This is a genomic window from Streptomyces sp. NPDC104381 (assembly GCF_055583745.1).
The window spans coordinates 64,068-81,584 of record NZ_JBVJNK010000011.1 but is presented as its reverse complement, the minus strand read 5'-3'; the positions used below and the strand labels follow the sequence as shown (position 1 = coordinate 81,584).

Sequence of the window (17,517 nt, the reverse complement as noted above, 5' to 3'; positions counted from 1 at the left end):
CGGGGCTCCCCCCCGGCTCCCCCCCGACAACCCCCCCGGCGGGGCTGGGGAGCCCCCCCCCCCCCCGCGGGCCGGGGGGGGCCCCCCCAACCCGGGGCCCCCGCCACCGTGCGTTCACGACATGAAGGGACTCCCCCCATAGCTTCACAGAACGTACTCTGTGCCGGTGAAACCTGTGACGCGTCTTGTTCTTTTCGGTGCACCGATCGCCATTGCCGCTTCGATCCTGTTCAGCGGTGGCGACTCGGAGCCGCCCACGGTCGTCCGGCATGCGGGCGGATCCACGGAGACCGGCACGGCGGCGCCCGCGGCCGAGGAGGCAGACGACCACGCCGAGGAGATCGACGCGCTGCCGCCCGGCCTCGCCGCTCCCGCGATGAAGGAGACCGCCTCCCGGCTGGTGTCCAGCGCGGAGGCGTCCACCCTGGACTGGCGCAGCCAGTACGGGGCGATAGAGGACGTCGGCGACGGCACCGGCTACACCGCCGGCATAGTCGGCTTCTGTTCCGGTACGAACGACATGCTGCAGCTGGTCGAGGGCTACACCGAGAAGCACCCGGACAACCCCCTGGCCCCGTTCCTCCCCGCGCTGCGCGCGGTGGACGGCAGCGACTCGCACGAGGGCCTGGATCCCGGCTTCACCGACGCCTGGCGTCAGGCGGCGGACGACCCGCAGTTCCGGAAGGCCCAGGACGCGACGCGCGACCGGCTGTACTTCGAGCCCGCGGTCCGGCTGGCGAAGATGGACGGCCTCGGCACCCTGGGCCAGTTCATCTACTACGACGCGATGGTGCTGCACGGGCCGGGCGTCGAGGCGGACGGCTTCTACGGCATCCGCGACGCGGCGATGGCGTCGGCGGACACGGCCTCGGAGGGCGGCGACGAGAAGGCGTATCTCGACGCCTTCCTCGACGAGAGCCGGTCGGCGATCAAGAACCGGAAGGTGCAGCGCGACACGACCCGGATCGACACGGCACAGCGGGTGTTCCTGCGCGAGGGCAATCTCGGGCTGAAGAAGCCGCTGGTGTGGAAGGTGTACGGCGAGACCTTCCGGCTCACGTGACGGAAGGGCGGGAGGGCTGTACGCCCCGGTGATCAGCCGCGGTCGGCCCGGCCTCTGCGCATCCTCTCCCGCTCCTTCTCGGAGAGCCCGCCCCAGACGCCGAAGCGCTCGTCATGGGCGAGTGCGTACTCCAGGCAGGCCACGCGGCCCTCGCAGGCGTTGCACAGCTGCTTGGCCTCCCGGGTGGAGCTGCCCGGCGCCGGGAAGAAGAACTCGGGCCCGGCCTGCGCGCACAGGGCGGTCTCCTGCCAGGTGAGCTCATCGGTCATGGTGTTGATCGGCATGCGGCCCATCGTGCTGGGCCGCGATAAACAAGTGATCAACGATTGATCAACGCCGGGCCGGCCGGGTCCTGCTGCCCCGGCCTGCCCGGCGGCGCGGCTACATCGGGGCGGGCTTGATCACTGCGAACGCCGCGCCCGCGGGGTCGGTGAAGGTCGCGATGCGTCCGACCTCCGGGACTTCGGTGGCGGGCATGGTGATGCGCCCGCCCAGCCGCTCGACGGCCGCGGCGGTCGCGTCGGCGTCGTCCACGGCGAAGTACGGCAGCCAGTGGGGCCCCGCCGCGGCCTGGGCGGGCACGGAGTCGAGGGGCACGATCCCCCCGAAGGAGGAGTCGGCGCTCCCGCCGTCGGCGGGCCGGATCATCGTGTAGACACCGGAGGGGTACGTCATCTGATCGGTCTGCCATCCGAAGACGGTGTGGAAGAACGCGGCCGCCGCGGGGACGTCCGGGGTGTACAGCTCGGACCAGATCAACGCCCCCGGTTCCATGATCATGCCGAGGCCGGTGTTCTTCCTGGGCTGCCAGACGCCGAAGTACGCCCCGGTGCTGTCCGTGAAGCCGCCCATGCGCCCGTAGTCCAGCACGTCCATCGGGGGGAACGCCGCGGTGCCGCCGGCCTGCTCGACCGTACGCGCGGTGGCGTCGGCGTCGGGGGTCTGGAAGTAGACCGACCAGGCGGGCTTCCCCTGTTCCTCCGGCACGGTCATGACACCGGCAACGGTCTTCCCCCGCAGCTGGTACATCCCGTAGCCACCGGTCTCCGGGCCGCCGGGCACCAGGTCCCAGCCGAACAGGCCGTCGTAGAAGGTGGTGGCCGCGTCGATGTCGGGGGTGCCGAGATCGATCCAGTTGGGGGCGCCGGTGACGAAGGACGGGTCGAGCATGGTGTGCTCCTCGGGCGGATACGGTGCCCCGCGCGTTCGCGCACGCCGGGCATCCCTCACCCTCCGAGTCTTGCACCGGGCACCGACAACCGCAGCCCGGCCGCGCCGGGCTGCGGCAAGCCGTGTCCGCCGGGGCTCAGCGGCTGACGCCGAGCGCCGGCAGCACCGTCTCCGCGACCCGGTACGCCTCCTCCAGGAGCGGGTTCCCGGACAGGATGAAGGTGTCGACCCCCAGGTCCTCGAACTCCTTGAGACGCTCCACGACCTGGGCCGTCGAGCCGACGACCGCCGTGCCGGGGCCCGGCCGGAACAGGCTCATGCCCGGCCACATGTTGGGGTGCGTCTCCAGTTCCCGCGCACGGGCCGGCACGCGCCCGCCGTGCTGCCGGAACTGGCGCTGCCAGCCCACGCCCTCCTCTCCGGCCCGGTCCCCGAGCATGCGGGCGTACGTCGCCTCGCTGGTCACGTCCAGCAGCCGGTCGGCCGCGGCCCACGCCTCCTCCTCCGTGTCGCGCACGATGAGGTGGAGCCGCAGCCCGATGCGCAGGGTGCGCCCGTGGGCGCGGGCCCGTGCCCGGACCTTCTCCAGCTTCTCCTTCAGCAGGTGCGGGGGTTCGCCCCAGGTGAGGAAGACGTCGACGTGTTCGGCCGCCATCTCGATCCCCGCGTCGGAGGAGCCGCCGAACCACAGCGGGACGTGCGGGTCCTGCACCGGCTTCAGCTCGCGGAACGAGGCACCGGCGTTCTTCAGGTCGTAGAAGCGGCCCTTGTGGTCGAAGACCTCGCCGGCGGTCAGCCGCTTCACGATCGACCAGTACTCGGCGCTCAGCGCGTACCGTTCGTCGTGCCCCACGTGGAGCCCGTACTCCTGGAGCGACTTCGTGGAGCCGTTGACCACGTTGAAGCGCAGACGGCCGCCGAAGAGCTGGTCGAAGCTGAGCGCCATCTTGGCCAGCAGGGTCGGCGAGATGAGCCCCGGATGGACGGCGAGCAGCGGCTTGAACCGGGTGCTGGTCGACGCGGCGAGGGCGCTGCCCAGGGGCCAGACGTCGTACAGGTCGGTGGCGAGCAGGGCGCCGCTGTAGCCGAGCTGTTCGACGGTGCCGGCGAGCCGGCCGAGGTAGCCGAGGTCGGCGGTGCGCCGTCCCTCGGGCTCCCAGGGATAGGCGCCCTCGCGCGGGATGATGTACCAGAGGACTTCGGCCGCCACGGTGCTCAGACCGCCTTCGGACCGGTGGAGCCGGTGACGCGCGCCCGGGCGGCGGCGACCTCGACCGGCCGGTCGATGAAGCCGGTGCGGTGGAAGATGTCCGCGGCCTCCTGCTGTTCGGCGAGGAACGCGTCGCTCACCGCCTCGATCCTCCACGGCAGGGCGCGCAGCGCGGTCTCCCAGTCGTCGGCGCTTCCGCCCAGGTCCGCGGCGGCGATCTCGGCGGCGGCACGGGGGTTGGCCGCCGCCCAGTCGTCGGCGAGCTGGAGGGCGCGGGTGAGCGCCTCGACGACCTCGGGGCGGCTCTCGGCGAAGTCGCGCCGGGTGAAGAAGACGGAGCGGTCCGAGATCACGTCCCCGGTGGCGACGAGCGTGCGCAGTCCGCCGGTCCCGCGGGCCGCGGCGAGTTCCGGCCCCTGGGCGACCCAGGCGCCGATCTCCCCGGCGCGCAGCAGCCGTTCGCTGTCACCGTCGCTGCGGACGGCCGTGATGTCGTCGGCGTACGAGAGCCCCGCGTCGTCCAGCGCCTTGGCGACCAGATGGGTCTGCCAGGAACCGATCGCCAGGTGGACGGTCGTCCCCTTGAGGTCCGAGACCGTGCGGACCGGGCTGTCCTCGGGCACCAAGAGGGCGCCGTGCTCGGGGCGCGGGGCGGAGACGGCGGTGTAGACGAGGTCGTGGCCCGCCGCCTGTGCGGTGACCGGCGGGGTCGATCCCGTGCCGCCGAAGTCGATGACGCCCTGGGTAAGCAGCTCGCCGGTGCGGACCCCGTTCGTGTACGGGAAGAAGGCCACCGTCTCGTCGAGCGCGGCCAGTTCCTTCTGGGCGAAGCCGAGACGGGAGAGGTGGTAGAGGTGGTAGAGGGAGGGATTGCTGCTGTGGACCCCGATGGTGACGGTCATGTCAGATCACTCCGGCTTCGGAAGGTGTGAGGGCAGGTGAGGGCTGGGAGGCGGGCCGAGGGCCGGGGCCCGTGTCGACCCCGAGGTCGTCGAGCAGCCGGCGGCGCAGTGCGGCGAACGCGGGGTCGCCGGGGTCGCGCGGCCCGGGGATGCCGACGGGCTCGTCGGTGACGAGCTTCCCGTCGCGCAGGACGGCGACGCGGTCGGCGAGCCGTACCGCCTCGTCGACGTCGTGGGTGACCAGCAGGACGGCGGGGCGGTGGGTGCGGCACAGCTCCCCCACCAGGTCCTGCATCTTCAGCCGGGTCAGGGCGTCCAGAGCGGCGAACGGCTCGTCCAGCAGCAGGAGTTCGGGCTCCCGCACCAGTGCCCGGGCGAGCGCCACCCGCTGTGCCTCGCCGCCGGAGAGGGTGCCGGGCCAGGCCTGGGCGTGCCGTTCCAGACCGACCTCGGCCAGGGCCCGCAGCCCGCGCGGCGCGCTGTCGCGCGGGAGGGCCACGGTCACGTTGGCCAGCACCTTCTTGGACGGGACGAGACGGGGCTCCTGGAAGACGATGGTGCGGGCCTCGGGGACCAGTGCCTCTCCCCCGTCGGCCGCGTCCAGCGCGCCCAGGATGCGCAGCAGGGTGGTCTTGCCGCTTCCGCTGGCGCCGAGCAGGGCGACGAACTCCCCCCGGGCGATGTCGAGTCGCAGGTCGTCGAGCACGGCCCGGGTGCCGAAGACCCGGCGCAGTCCGCGTACCCGTACCGCGGGGCGTGTGGTGTCGGCGGTGGTCATCGGGTCCCTCCCCGCGAGGGCCGCCAGGGCATCAGGACGCGCTCCAGCAGCCGTACGACGATGTCGGCGGCCAGCCCGAGGAGTCCGTAGATCAGGATGCAGACGGCGAGGATGTCGGTCCGGGCGTAGCTCTGTGCCTGGGACATCAGGTAGCCGATGCCCGCGGTGGCGTTGATCTCCTCGGCGGCGATGAGGGCGATCACGCTGAGCGTCATGGACAGCCGCAGCCCGGCCAGCAGGGACGGCAGGGCTCCGGGGAGGACGACCTCGCGGACGACGGCGAACCGGCTCATCCCGAAGCTGCGCATGGCCTCGACGAGTCCGGGGTCGGTGTTGCGCACCCCGCTCGACGTGGACACGTACATCGGGAAGGTGGTGGCGACGGCGATGAGCAGGATCTTGGCCGTCTCGTTGATCCCGAACCACACCATGAACAGCGGAACGAGGGCGAGGAAGGGGATGGTGCGCAGCGTCTGGAGCGAGGAGTCCAGGAGTTCGTCCCCGATCCTGGTGAATCCGGTGACGACGCCGAGGGTCAGCCCGGCGGCGAGGCCGATCAGCAGACCGGTGCCGGAGCGGGTCAGCGAGGTGGTGAGCGCGTCGGGCAGCTGTCCGTTGCCCCACAGCTCGCCGACGGCGCGCAGGACTTCGCGGGGCGAGGCCAGTACGTCGGGGGTGAGCACCCCGGTGGCCGAGGCCGCCCACCACAGGGCGAGCAGGGCGACCGGTCCCAGTGCGCGGACGGTCAGGGCGAAGGGACGGCCGCGTGTCGTGCGGAGCGCGGGCCGGGGGGCGACCAGGCCCTCGGCGGCGGCCGCCCCGGAGACCGCGCTCATGTCAGCTTCTCGATGTCGAGGAGGTGGGCCGCGACGTCCACCGTGGAGGTGGTGACCTTCTGTTCGGCGTAGAAGGCGGCGACGTCCTCGAAGCGGGCGATGTCCTCGGGGCCGATCGGGTCGACCGTGCCGCCCTGGGCGGTGAACCCGGTCTGCACCTCCTCGGCCTTGCCGGTGACGGCGGTGGGACCGACGTCGGTGAAGACGTTCAGATAGGCGGCGGGGTCCTTCTTCTCCTTGACGCTGGCCGCGTGGAGGTAGTCGTAGAGCGCCTTGACGACCTCGGGGTGCTTCTCGGCGAAGCCGGTCCGTACGGCGTTCAGGCTGTAGTTGTCGGAGCCGATGGCCGCGCCGTCGGCGACGAAGTGCGCCTTGCCGCTGCCGATCTCGGCCACGGCGTAGGTGGCCCAGACGGCCCAGGCGTCGACCTTGCCCGCGTTGAAGACGGCCGCGGTCTGGTCGGGGCGCAGATAGACCCGCTGGACCTTGTCCGCCGGGATCTTCGCCTTGGCGAGCGCCTTCAGCAGCAGGTACTCGCCGGTGCCGCCCTGGTTGACGGCGACCTTCTTCCCCACGAGGTCGGCGACGGAGCCGATGTCCGAGCCGTCCCGGACGAGGATGCCCTCGCCGGCGGCGTCGGGGTCGACGGCGGTGAAGAACTTGAATCCGGGCCGCTGGGCGAGCGAGGTGATGCCGGACGTGATGGAGCCGGTGGCGAAGTCGAGCTGGTCCGCGTTCATGGCCTGGGCGGCGGGCGCGAAGGGTCCGGCGCTGCCGGTCCACTCCACCTCGGCGCCCACCTTGCCCAGCGCCTTGTCGAGGCTGCCGTCCTTCTTGCCGACGGCGAGGACGCCGGAGTTGCCGGGGTCGGGGATGCGCACGGCGACGGTGCCCGTGGAGCCTGCCCCGCTGTCGGCCTCGGACGTGCCGCAGGCGCTGAGCGTGACGAGCGCGAGGACCGTGAGGAGGGCGGGGGTGATCGTCGTACGGACTGATCGGTGCTGGTTCATACGGTCGGCGGTCCTTCGGGTTCGCGGGGGACGGGGTGGAGGCCTGCGCGGGCGGCGGCCCTGTTCAGCGGCTCGGGGTCGGCCCAGGAGGCGATGTCGACGGGCTCCTGGAGGAAGCCGTGGGCGCGCAGGGCCGCCTCCTGTCCGGCGAGCAGGGCGAGGCGTTCGGGCGACAGGTCGGGGTGGAGAGTGAGGTGGGTGCCGGGGCGGTAGGCGCCGGCGACCCCGTCGGCGCCGGCCCCGGTCTCGGCGCCGAGGATGCGGTCGACGTCGGCGGGGTGCCCGGTGGCCCAGTCCGCCGCCCTGAGCAGGACGGTGAGGAAGCGGTCGACGAGGCCGGGGTGGTCGTCCAGCAGCCGCTGGTGGACGGTGATGGGGCGCGGGGTGCCGTTGTTGACGCGGAACCGGCGGTCGGGCAGCTCGTCGAGTTCGACGGCGACCTCGGCTCCGGCCCGGCGGGCGGCCTCGACGGCGACGGCGCCCTTCACGTACACCGCGTCCACGTCTCCGCGCCGCAGCGCGGCGAGTTCGGCGGCCCACTGGCCGTCGTGCGCGTCGGCGGGTACGTCGACGAGAGCGGCGTCCTCCAGGGCGAGGCCGGCGCTGCCGAGCGCGCCCTCGAATCCGCGCAGTGCCATGGCCCGCCAGAAGTCGATGGCGAGGGCGTGGGAGGGCACGGCGAGCCGGAGTCCGCGCAGGGCGTGGGCGCCCCTGATCCCGGATCCGGGTGCGACCAGCACGACCTGCCGTTCCTCGATCCAGGTGAGGCCGACGAGCCGGGTCGCCTCCCCTCGCGAACGGGCCCAGAGGGCGGGCACGTTGCCGCCCTCACGGAAGAGGCCCGGCAGGGCGTGGGTGTAGTGGCTGGCCCGGTCGGCGTCGGGAGCGGCGTCCTGGAGGGAGCGCACGGTGATGCCGTCGGGGGCGAACTCCTCGCTGAGCCACCGCCGGTCGGCGGCGATGCCCGTCGCGGTCGGGACGGGACAGCGGGTGAACCAGAGGGTGCTGGGCAGCACGGCGGAACGCGTCATGGACTCTTCCCGGAGGGGTCGGCGAAGCAGGAGGGGGCGGGCCGCGTGCGGCGGCCGTGGCGCGGGGCGCGTGGGGCGCGCGGCAGCGGGGCGGGACGGACCGGCGCCGGCGGGGCAGCACGGCAGGCCGGAGGGGTACGGAGGTTCAGCGACAGGCGGCGCTGGAGACGCGGGCCAGGTCGATGTGACGGCGCAGCGTGAGGGCGAGGGTGACCGGAGCGGAGCTGCCGGGGGACGTGGCGCCGAGGGCGGCCATGGCACTGCTCCTTTCCGTACGCCGGTGACGAGGACTGCACCTTGCCACGGGCTCGCGCCCGCCCACAAGCTTCCTCCCACCATGTGGGATCCCACATGAACAGCGTGTTGCACACCAGGATTTGCCCGCCTCCGCGCTCCCGTAATGTGGGGACCATGCGGGAGTTCCCTTCCACCCCTGAGCGGAGAGCGAGAGCGGCATGAGCGAGGCAGCGGCGACGCGCGCCCCGGGCGGCGCGCAGGCGGTCCGGCGCGCGCTGGACGTCCTGCACTGTTTCCACGACAACGGCCCCGACCTGAGCGCCTCCGATCTCGCGCGGCGCCTGGAGCTCTCCGCCTCCACCGCCCACCGGCTGGCCCGCACCCTCCTCGGGTCGGGCTTCCTGGAGCAGGACGCGCGCACCGCGCGCTACCGACTGGGCCCCGCGGTGACGGAGCTCGGCCGGCTCTCGTACCACCAGCGGGGGCTGCACCTGGCCGCGCCGGAGCTGGCCGACCTGGCGGAGCGCACGGGGGCGACGGCCGATCTGGCCCTGCGCAGCGGCCCGCACGCGGTGATCGTCGCGGGCGGTTCGGTCACCCCCGGGACGGGGCTGCGCCGGCCCCTGCACTCGACGGCCCTGGGCAAGGTGCTGCTGGCCTGGGCGCGGCCGGGTGAGAGCGGCCCCGCCGCACTGCCGCCGCTGCGCGCCTTCACCGACCGTACGATCGTCGAACCCGCCGCCCTGCACGCGGAGTTGGACCGCGTGCGGACCTCGGCGTACGCGCTCAACGACGGGGAGTCGGCGCCCGGGGTGCGCACCCTGGCCGTCCCCGTGCTGGACGGGGCCGGCCACGCCCGCTTCGCGCTCGCCGTGCGCGCCACGCCGTCCGTGATCACGGACGAACGGACGGACTGGTTCCTCGAGGAGGCCCGGTCCTGCGCGCGCGCCCTGGGCGTACTCCTGCTGACGCCGGCGGAGCGCAGGGCGCCCGCCCGGTGAGGGGCGGTGCCGTCGCCCGACCGTGGCACGATGGGACGCGCCAGGGAGGGCGAAGGCCGCCGGTCACGGAGGGGCGGCGGGGACACGAAGGACACAGATGAGTCAGGCCGGACCCACGGGCAGGGGGTCCACGGGCAGAGTGCCCGTGGGAAGAGCCGCACGTGCGCTGCTCGACGACGCGCAGGCGCTCGTCGGCACGGCCCGCGCGGTGCTGGACGACCACCGGGCCGCCGTCGAGGCCGCGCACACCGCGCTCAGCCCCCTGCTGGACTCCCTCGTCGGTCTCGAACTGGCCTCCATCCCCGCCTCCAGGCTGGCTGACGTCACCGAGGGCCGGCTGCGGCTCGGCGCGCTGGAGCAGGCGGGGTACACGACGGTCGGCCGGGTCCACGGAGCCGGGCGCTACGAGCTCCGCCAGATCCCCGGGGTCGGCACGCAGACCGCCGACCAGGCGCTCGCCGCCGCCGGCCAGATCGCGCACGCGGTCCGGGACACCGTCGCCGTACGGATAGACATGGACGCGGCGGACACGGCGACGAACGCGCTGCTCGTCGCCCTGCACCGGCTGGTGGAGGCCGGGCCCGACGTGCGCAGGGCGGTCGACGCCGCCCGGCGTCTGACCACGGAGCTGGACCCGCTGCTCCTGGCGGCGGCGCCGGCCCGGAGCCGGCTGCGGATGCTGTTCTCGGGGCGGGCGGCCGGCGCCCGCGTCCCGGCCGCGGTCGCCTCCGTACGGGCGGCGGCGCGGGACGCCGACGCACGCGGGCTGCGAACCCTGTTCGGGCAGGTCTCCGTCGACCTGCTGCGCGCTCCCGCGTCGGAGGCGGCGGTCTGGGTCGACTTCGAGCTGCGCTCCGCCGAGTACTACAGCCTGCTCGCCGAGCTGTCCGGCAGCGGACCCGACCGGGACGCGGCCGAGGGGTTCCTGCCCGCCGGGATCGCGGACCGGGTCCGCGGGCTACGGCTCGACGACACGTGTCTGCGGGTCTCCTTGCGCGGCTACCAGTCCTTCGGCGCGCGCTTCGCGCTGGCCCAGAAGCGGGTGATCCTCGGGGACGAGATGGGGCTCGGCAAGACCGTGCAGGCGATCGCCGCGCTCGCGCATCTCGCCGCCGGGGGCGAGACGCACTTCCTGGTGGTGTGCCCGGCAAGCGTCCTGATCAACTGGCGGCGGGAGGTCACGGCCCGCTCCACGCTGCCGGCCCTCACGGTGCACGGCCCCGACCGGCAGGAGGCGTTCGGCGAGTGGCGCGAGCGGGGCGGGGTCGCGCTGACCACCTTCGACGCGCTGTCCACGCTGCCGGAAGGGCCGGCGTCCGGGGTCAGGCCCGGCATGGTGGTGGTGGACGAGGCCCACTTCGTGAAGAACCCCGGGACCCGGCGCTCCCGTGCCGTGAGCGGCTGGACCGGGCACACCGACAGGGTGCTGTTCCTGACCGGCACCCCCATGGAGAACCGGGTCGAGGAGTTCCGGAGCCTGGTGCGTCAGCTGCGTCCGGAGCTGGCACCGCTCGTAACCGCCACCCATGGCGTCGCCGGCTCGCACGCGTTCCGCAGGGCCGTCGCACCCGCCTATCTGCGCCGGAACCAGGACGACGTGCTGGGCGAACTCCCGGCGCTGGTGCAGGCCGACGAGTGGGAGGAGTTCTCGCCCGCCGATCTGGAGGCGTACCGCGAGGCGGTCGGCTCGGGCCACTTCATGCGGATGCGCCGTGCCGCGTACGCCCGCCCGGAGACGTCGGCGAAGCTGAACCGGCTGCGCGAGCTGGTCGCGGAGGCCGAGGCCAACGGGCTGAAGGTCGTGGTGTTCTCGTATTTCCGCGAGGTGCTCACGACCGTCCAGGAGGCCCTGGGGCAGGGGGTGTTCGGCCCGGTTTCCGGCACCGTCCCGGCCGCACGCCGGCAGGAGCTGGTCGACTCCTTCGGCGCGGTGGACGGGCACGCGGTGCTGCTGAGCCAGATACAGGCCGGCGGGGTCGGTCTCAACATCCAGGCGGCGTCCGTGGTCATCCTGTGCGAGCCGCAGATCAAGCCGACGATGGAGCACCAGGCGGTGGCGAGGGCGCACCGCATGGGGCAGATACGGACCGTGCGGGTGCACCGGCTCCTCGCGGCGGACAGTGTGGACCAGCGGATGCTGGACATCCTGGCGCGCAAGGACCGGCTCTTCGACGCGTACGCGCGCCGCAGCGACCTTGCCGAGGCCACGCCCGACGCCGTCGACGTGTCGGACGGGGCCCTCGCCCGGCGCATCGTCGAGGAGGAGCAGCAGCGGATGGCGGCCCGGGTCTGAGCCGTGCCCGGGCCCGCCGTTCTCAGTGCTGGTGGGTCTCCGCCCCGCCCGCCGCGTGGTGCGGCGGGTCGTAGCCGGGCACGGTGCCGTCCGCCTTCGCCACGAGCAGCAGGCCGGCCATTCCCTGGTCGGAGTGGCTCTGGACGTGGCAGTGGTACATCCAGGCGCCGGCTCCCACGTGTTCGCCCGCGATGATCTGGAAGCCGAAGGAGTCGGCCGGCCCGCAGATCTTCGTGTCGACCACGCGACTGGGGTCGTCGGGGCCGGTGAGGAGCCCCGTCCTGTTGTCCGCCCAGCGGTGCCCGTGGATGTGGAACGTGTGGTAGTACTCGCCGTGCGTGATCATCACGACTTCGACCCGGTCGCCCACGGTGGCCTCGAAGTTCGGGCTCTTGTCGGCCGGCTTGTTGTTGATGGTCATGTCGTTGAAGACGATGGTGATCGTCTTGTCGGGCAGCACGTCTCCCTTGCGGCGTACGACGAGTGGCCCGTACAGCCCCTTGCGGATGCCGCCCGTCCCGTGGTCCGTGCCGACCACGTGGTCGTGGTAGTGCCAGTAGCCCGCGCTGCCCGCCTGCCAGGTGCCGTCCTTGCGGCGGCCGGGGGCGTGGGTGCGCCAGGTGTACGTGCGGGTGCCGCCGGGTTCGACGTGGCTGCGGTTCATCCGGGTGCCGTCGCTGGCGATGTCGTAGTCGACGCCGTGGACGTGGAGGCTGGCGTCGACGTCCGTGGTGTTCTCGAACTCGATGTGCAGCGTGTCGCCCTCGGTGATCTCGATGAGCGGGCCGGGGATCGACGCCTTGCCCTTCTCGAAGCCGTATCCGAGCTGACCGTCCGCCAGTTTCTCCGCGTACATCTTGAGATGGCGTACGGCTCCGCCCGCGGGCGCCGTCTTCGCCGGGTTCTCCGCGGAGGTGGCCTGCACGGCTCCGAGTGACATCGATGTCACCCCGGTGGCCGCCGCCACTCCGCCGCCGACCAGCATCCGGCGGTTGAAGGTCCTTCGGTCCATGTCGAACTCCCCACTGCGAGACGGGAACTGACGCGCTGCTCCCCTGGACGGCCCACACGGTAGCCGGGGGCCGTTGGTTTATCCACACTCAGGACAAAGTTCGTTCGATTGCTGCCATACCTATTGGCGAGCCATGAAAAGAGGTCTAGCTTCGTGCGCTGTCGCAGTGACCACAGAGGTGCGGTGACGAGAGAAGTGACCAGAGAAGTGACCAAGAGGGGTGGGTGACCACATGCAGCGCACACCACATCACAGGTCCAGATCGCGCCGCGGTATCGCGGCGGCCGTGGCAGCGGGTGCCCTGACCGCGTCCCTGCTCGGCGGCAACGCGGCCACCGCCAGCCCCTATCCGGATCCGGGGCTGAAGGAACGGATGGCGACAACGTTGTCCCTTCCCACGCCGCCAGGCGGGGCCAATGTCAAGGTCCTGGTGTTCCACGCCTCGGCGGGCGAGGAGTCGCCGACCGTGGACGCGGGTATCGCGGCCATCGAGAAGATCGGCCTCAGCGGCCCCGAGGCGGGGCGTTTCAAGACCGTCGCCACCGACGACGCCGGGGTCTTCACCAACGGCAAGAAGCTGGGTACCTTCAACGCGGTCGTCTTCCTGACCGGCGGCGGCGATGTGCTCGACCCCGAGCAGGAGGCGGGTCTGGAGGCCTACATGGAGGCCGGCGGCGGCTTCCTCGGCATCCATGACGCGGCGCGCACCGAACCGTACTCCGACTGGTTCACGGGTCTGGTCGGCGCCCGCCCCGCGGCGGACAGCCCGAAGGACGTGCAGCGCGCCACCGTGGAGATCGGCGACCGGCAGCACCCGGCGACGAAGAACCTCCCGCTGGAGTGGAAGCGTCCGGACACCTGGCTGAACTGGAAGGACAACCCGTCCGGCGACGTGCACACCGTGGCCCGGGTCCGGGAGCTCACGTACAGCCCGGGCAAGAGCGCCAACGGCTGGGACCACCCGGTCTCCTGGTGCCGTGACTACGACGGCGGCCGCTCCTTCTACACGGCCATGGGCGGGACGGCGGCGAGCTTCGCCGAGACCGACTTCCGTGACCACCTGCGCGGCGCGCTGGCCTGGACGAGCCGGCTGTCGCAGGCCGACTGCAAGGCCACCATCGACTCCAACTACAAGGCCGAGCGCCTCACCCAGCCCAACCAGCCCGGCCAGAACGACCAGATCGGCGAGCCGCACGGCCTGGTGACCGCGAAGGACGGCCGGGTCTTCTACATCGGGCGCGGCGGCACGGACAGCAGCGTTCCGGTGGTCACCGACTGGAAGGACCCGAACGTCGGCAAGGGCGAGGGCGAGATCCACGTCTACGACCCCGCGACGAAGAAGGTCACCCTCGCCGGCAAGCTGAGCGTCTTCGGCAACAAGGGCGGCGGCGACGAGCTGGTCAAGGTGGAGGAGGGGCTGCTCGGCATCGAGCTGGACCCGGACTTCGCCACCAACGGCTGGGTCTACCTCCACTACACGCCGCACGCGAAGATCGACCGCGACAAGCAGATGGCGGTCCGCCAGGTCTCGCGCTTCACCCTCGACCAGGCCACGAACAAGCTGGACCTGGCCTCCGAGAAGGTGCTCCTGTCCTGGCCGGTCCAGATCCACAGCTGCTGCCACGCCGGCGGCGGGATGGCCTGGGACTCGAAGGAGAACCTCTACATCGCGACCGGGGACAACAACTCCTCGCAGTTCAGCGACGGTTACTCCGGCAACAACCCGGAGCCTAACTACAAGGGCGTGTCCTTCTCCGACGCCCGCCGCACCGCGGGCAACACCAACAACCTCAACGGGAAGATCCTGCGGATCCACCCCGAGGACGACGGCACCTACACGCTGCCCGAGGGCAACCTCTTCACCGGCAAGGAGCCGGACGAGGGCGGCGGCAAGACCCGCGGCGAGATCTATGTGATGGGCGTGCGCAACCCGGCACGCATCTCCATCGACAAGTCGACCGACACGCTGTACGCGGGCTGGGTCGGCCCGGACGCCGGCGAGCCCAGCACCACCTGGGGCCCCGCCAAGTACGACACGTTCGCGGCGATCACCAAGGCCGGAAACCACGGCTGGCCGTACTGCATGGGCAACAAGCAGCCCTACCGGGACCGCAACCTGCCTGATCCCACCAAGCCGCTGGACTGGTACGACTGCGACGCGCCCAGGAACGAGTCGCCGAACAACGACGGCCTGGTCAAGCTGCCGCCGGTGACCGGCAACACCATCTGGTACTCGCCCCAGGGCGGCGGCGTCGACTACCCGCGCGACGAGAACGGCATCCCGAGCTACAAGGTCGAGGACCAGAAGGAGCTCCTGCCGTGGCTCAAGGGCGGCGGCCAGGCCACGATGAACGGCCCGGTCTACCGCTACGACGCGAAGAGCACCAGCGACGCCAAGTGGCCCTCGTACTGGGACGGCAAGTGGTTCGTCGGTGACTTCTACGACGACACCCAGCCGCGGCACGCCGTACTGACCGACCCGAAGACGGTCGGCAAGGGCGGCCTGCCCACCCACGCCGAGTCCCTGAAGAAGATCATCCCGGTCGGCGCGGACGGCATCCGCAACCTCATGGACTGGAAGTTCGCCCCGGACGGCTCGCTCTACGTCCTGGACTACGGGCGCGGCTTCTTCACCTCCGACTCCAAGTCCGCGCTGTGGCGCGTGACCTACAAGGGCGGCGGTCCGACCCCGGCCGCCGCAGACCTGGCCAGGAAGGCGGCAGCGCAGTGAGACACCCTTCACTCCTCGCGCGACGGCGGTACGGGCCCGCCCGGTGGTGGCTCGCCCTGCTCGGTTCGTTCCTGATGGTCCTGGGGCTCACCTCGACGGTCGCGTACGGCCAGGGCGGCGCCTCCTCCAAGGCGGCCGACCAGGTCCTCAACTGGACCGCCGGCGACCCCATCGACCACTATCTGAGCGCTCCGGAGACCGCGGTGGCCGGCGCGGCGACCATCGTCTTCGAGAACAGCGAGGCCACGGGCAACACGACGAGCATGCCGCACACGCTGACGTTCAGCGTGTCGGACCCGGAGTACAACAGCGACGTCCAGGTCAACATCCTGGCCAACCCGGGTGACAGCGAGGGCGGCAAGCACAGCGTCGAGGTCACGCTCACCCCGGGCAAGTACTTCTACCACTGCACGATCCCGGGCCACGGCTCGATGCAGGGCGTCCTCACGGTGACCGAGGACGGTGGCGGCGGTGAGGACACCACCGCTCCCGAGACCTCGGCGACGGTGGACGGCGACAAGAACGCCGACGGCGCGTACATCGGCCAGGCCACCGTCACCGTGGCGGCGACCGACGCCGGATCCGGGGTCGACACCGTCGAGTACGCGCTCGGGGCGGACGGCGCCTGGCAGCCGTACACCGCGCCCGTCGTGGTGAACGAGGTGGGCGACCACACGGTCCGCTACCGCGCCACCGACAAGTCCGGCAACGCGGCCGAGGAGAAGTCCGTCGACTTCGCGGTCGCCGCGCCGCCGACCGACGACAAGACCCCGCCGGAGACCTCGGCGACCGTATCGGGCGAGAAGGACGACGCGGGCGCCTACCTCGGCATGGCCACGGTCACCGTGACCGCGTCCGACACCGGGTCGGGCGTCAACACCATCGAGTACGCCCTCGGGGCGGACGGCGCCTGGCAGCCGTACACCGCGCCCGTGATGGTGCACGAGGTCGGCGACCACACCGTCCGCTACCGCGCCACCGACAAGTCCGGCAACGCGGCCGAGGAGAAGGCGGTCGACTTCACCGTCGTCGAGCCGCCGTCGCAGGACAAGACGCCTCCGGAGACCTCCGTGGTCGTCGCCGGCGACAAGAACTCGGACGGCGCGTTCATCACGAGCGCCGAGGTCACCCTCAGCGCGACCGACGACGACTCGGGTGTGGACAAGGCCGAGTACTCCCTCGACGGCGGGCCGTACCTCGCGTACTCCTCCCCCGTCATCGTCGACCGCGTCGGCCACCACACCTTCGCCCACCGGGCGACGGACAAGGCGGGCAACACGTCCGAGGCGAAGCGGAGCTCCTTCACCGTCGCGCAGAGCGGCGGGGTGCCGGCGCCCAACTGCCCCGAGTTCGACGAACGGCTGACCGTCATCGTCGGCACGGTGGACACCGGAGTCCCCAACCGGCTCACCGGTAACCGCTGCACGATCAACGAGCTGATCGAGGACGAGAAGGACTGGTCCTCGCACGCCCTGTTCCTCAAGCACGTCGACAAGGTCCTGGACAAGCTGCTCGCCGACGGGGTCGTCGACGCCCGTGAGCACAAGAAGATCTACAAGGCGGCCAAGCAGTCCGGCATCGGCAAGCCGGGCCAGGACGAGGGCTACCGCAAGCTCTTCGACGGCACCGCCGCGTCCCTCGCCAAGTGGGAGCAGGTCGGCGGCGGACAGTTCGCGCTGAACGAGGAGGAGGGCTCGATCACCAGCTCCACCACGGTGGACGGCATGGGGATGCTGTGGTTCCCGTCGCGGCAGTACGGGGACTTCTCGCTGAAGCTCCAGTGGCGGGACGACGCCCCGGAGGGCGGCAACGCCAACGGCGGGGTCTTCGTCCGCTTCCCGAACGTCCACGACCACCCGGAGGAGTCCCGTCCGGAGTGGGTCGCCATCAATTACGGCCATGAGATCCAGGTCAACGACCGGCCGGACGGCGACATGTACAAGACCGGGTCCGTCTACGGATTCGACCGGGTCGGCCTCGGCGGCGCCGGGGTCACGCCCAAGGGCACCTGGAACGACTACGAGATCCGGGTGGTGGACCAGCACTTCCAGATCTACCGCAACGGTGTCCTGCTCAACGAGTTCGACAACAACGGCGGTCAGCTCTTCGAGCCGCCGCGGGACGGCGACCCGGGCACCGACGGCCGGCGGTACGCCTCCGGTTACATCGGGCTCCAGGTCCACAGCACCACGGACGTGATCTCGTACCGCGACATCCGCGTCAAGGAGTTGTAGGGCGAGCGA

Annotated in this window: 15 protein-coding genes; 5 read left to right on the top strand and 10 right to left on the bottom strand. The window is 71.8% G+C overall.

Going from position 1 to position 17,517, the window contains the following annotated elements:
* The first annotated feature begins 175 nt into the window (after window positions 1-175).
* The gene (locus ACZ607_RS31880; RefSeq protein ID WP_469741026.1) at window positions 176-1,063 is read left to right on the top strand and encodes a chitosanase; all 888 of its coding nucleotides are present in this window, start codon (window positions 176-178) and stop codon (window positions 1,061-1,063) included.
* 32 nt (window positions 1,064-1,095) lie between these two features.
* On the opposite strand, the gene ACZ607_RS31875 is transcribed toward ACZ607_RS31880, so the two are convergent.
* From ACZ607_RS31875 to ACZ607_RS31835, 9 genes are all read right to left on the bottom strand, one after another.
* On the bottom strand, window positions 1,096-1,347 hold the full coding sequence (locus tag ACZ607_RS31875; RefSeq protein WP_469740655.1) for a WhiB family transcriptional regulator: 252 nt from the start codon (window positions 1,345-1,347) through the stop codon (window positions 1,096-1,098).
* A 97-nt stretch (window positions 1,348-1,444) separates the two neighbouring features.
* On the bottom strand, window positions 1,445-2,233 hold the full coding sequence (locus ACZ607_RS31870) for a VOC family protein (RefSeq protein ID WP_469740652.1): 789 nt from the start codon (window positions 2,231-2,233) through the stop codon (window positions 1,445-1,447).
* Between the two features lie 136 nt (window positions 2,234-2,369).
* On the bottom strand, window positions 2,370-3,443 hold the full coding sequence (locus ACZ607_RS31865) for an LLM class flavin-dependent oxidoreductase (RefSeq protein ID WP_469740650.1): 1,074 nt from the start codon (window positions 3,441-3,443) through the stop codon (window positions 2,370-2,372).
* A 5-nt stretch (window positions 3,444-3,448) separates the two neighbouring features.
* Window positions 3,449-4,345 (bottom strand): ABC transporter substrate-binding protein, encoded by an 897-nt coding sequence (locus tag ACZ607_RS31860; protein WP_469740647.1) that lies wholly within the window; start codon window positions 4,343-4,345, stop codon window positions 3,449-3,451.
* Between the two features lies 1 nt (window position 4,346).
* Window positions 4,347-5,123 carry an ABC transporter ATP-binding protein gene (locus ACZ607_RS31855; protein WP_469740645.1) on the bottom strand — a complete coding sequence of 259 codons (777 nt, stop codon included), beginning with the start codon at window positions 5,121-5,123 and terminating at the stop codon, window positions 4,347-4,349.
* Entirely contained in the window at window positions 5,120-5,959 is an 840-nt protein-coding gene (locus ACZ607_RS31850) for an ABC transporter permease (RefSeq protein ID WP_469740643.1), read from the bottom strand. Before ACZ607_RS31850 ends, ACZ607_RS31855 begins: the two co-directional genes overlap by 4 nt.
* On the bottom strand, window positions 5,956-6,969 hold the full coding sequence (locus tag ACZ607_RS31845; RefSeq protein WP_469740641.1) for an NrtA/SsuA/CpmA family ABC transporter substrate-binding protein: 1,014 nt from the start codon (window positions 6,967-6,969) through the stop codon (window positions 5,956-5,958). The genes ACZ607_RS31850 and ACZ607_RS31845 overlap by 4 nt, the downstream gene beginning before the upstream one ends.
* Window positions 6,966-8,000: an ABC transporter substrate-binding protein gene (locus tag ACZ607_RS31840; protein WP_469740639.1), complete on the bottom strand. Its 1,035-nt coding sequence runs from the start codon at window positions 7,998-8,000 to the stop codon at window positions 6,966-6,968. Before ACZ607_RS31840 ends, ACZ607_RS31845 begins: the two co-directional genes overlap by 4 nt.
* A gap of 145 nt (window positions 8,001-8,145) precedes the next feature.
* A complete protein-coding gene (locus ACZ607_RS31835) occupies window positions 8,146-8,256 on the bottom strand; it encodes a putative leader peptide (protein ID WP_469740637.1) in 111 nt (36 codons plus the stop codon).
* Between the two features lie 199 nt (window positions 8,257-8,455).
* On the opposite strand from ACZ607_RS31835, the gene ACZ607_RS31830 reads away from it, so the two are divergent.
* Both ACZ607_RS31830 and ACZ607_RS31825 read left to right on the top strand, forming a co-directional pair.
* Entirely contained in the window at window positions 8,456-9,238 is a 783-nt protein-coding gene (locus ACZ607_RS31830) for an IclR family transcriptional regulator (protein ID WP_469740635.1), read from the top strand.
* Between the two features lie 97 nt (window positions 9,239-9,335).
* The gene (locus ACZ607_RS31825) at window positions 9,336-11,531 is read left to right on the top strand and encodes a DEAD/DEAH box helicase (RefSeq protein WP_469740633.1); all 2,196 of its coding nucleotides are present in this window, start codon (window positions 9,336-9,338) and stop codon (window positions 11,529-11,531) included.
* A gap of 22 nt (window positions 11,532-11,553) precedes the next feature.
* Here ACZ607_RS31825 and ACZ607_RS31820 read toward each other — a convergent pair whose 3' ends face one another.
* The gene (locus tag ACZ607_RS31820) at window positions 11,554-12,543 is read right to left on the bottom strand and encodes a multicopper oxidase domain-containing protein (RefSeq protein WP_469740631.1); all 990 of its coding nucleotides are present in this window, start codon (window positions 12,541-12,543) and stop codon (window positions 11,554-11,556) included.
* Window positions 12,544-12,829: 286 nt separating this feature from the next.
* Between ACZ607_RS31820 and ACZ607_RS31815 the strand changes: the two genes are divergently transcribed.
* Window positions 12,830-15,274 (top strand): ThuA domain-containing protein, encoded by a 2,445-nt coding sequence (locus ACZ607_RS31815; RefSeq protein WP_469740629.1) that lies wholly within the window; start codon window positions 12,830-12,832, stop codon window positions 15,272-15,274.
* Entirely contained in the window at window positions 15,271-17,508 is a 2,238-nt protein-coding gene (locus ACZ607_RS31810; protein WP_469740626.1) for an OmpL47-type beta-barrel domain-containing protein, read from the top strand. The genes ACZ607_RS31815 and ACZ607_RS31810 overlap by 4 nt, the downstream gene beginning before the upstream one ends.
* Window positions 17,509-17,517: the final 9 nt, after the last annotated feature.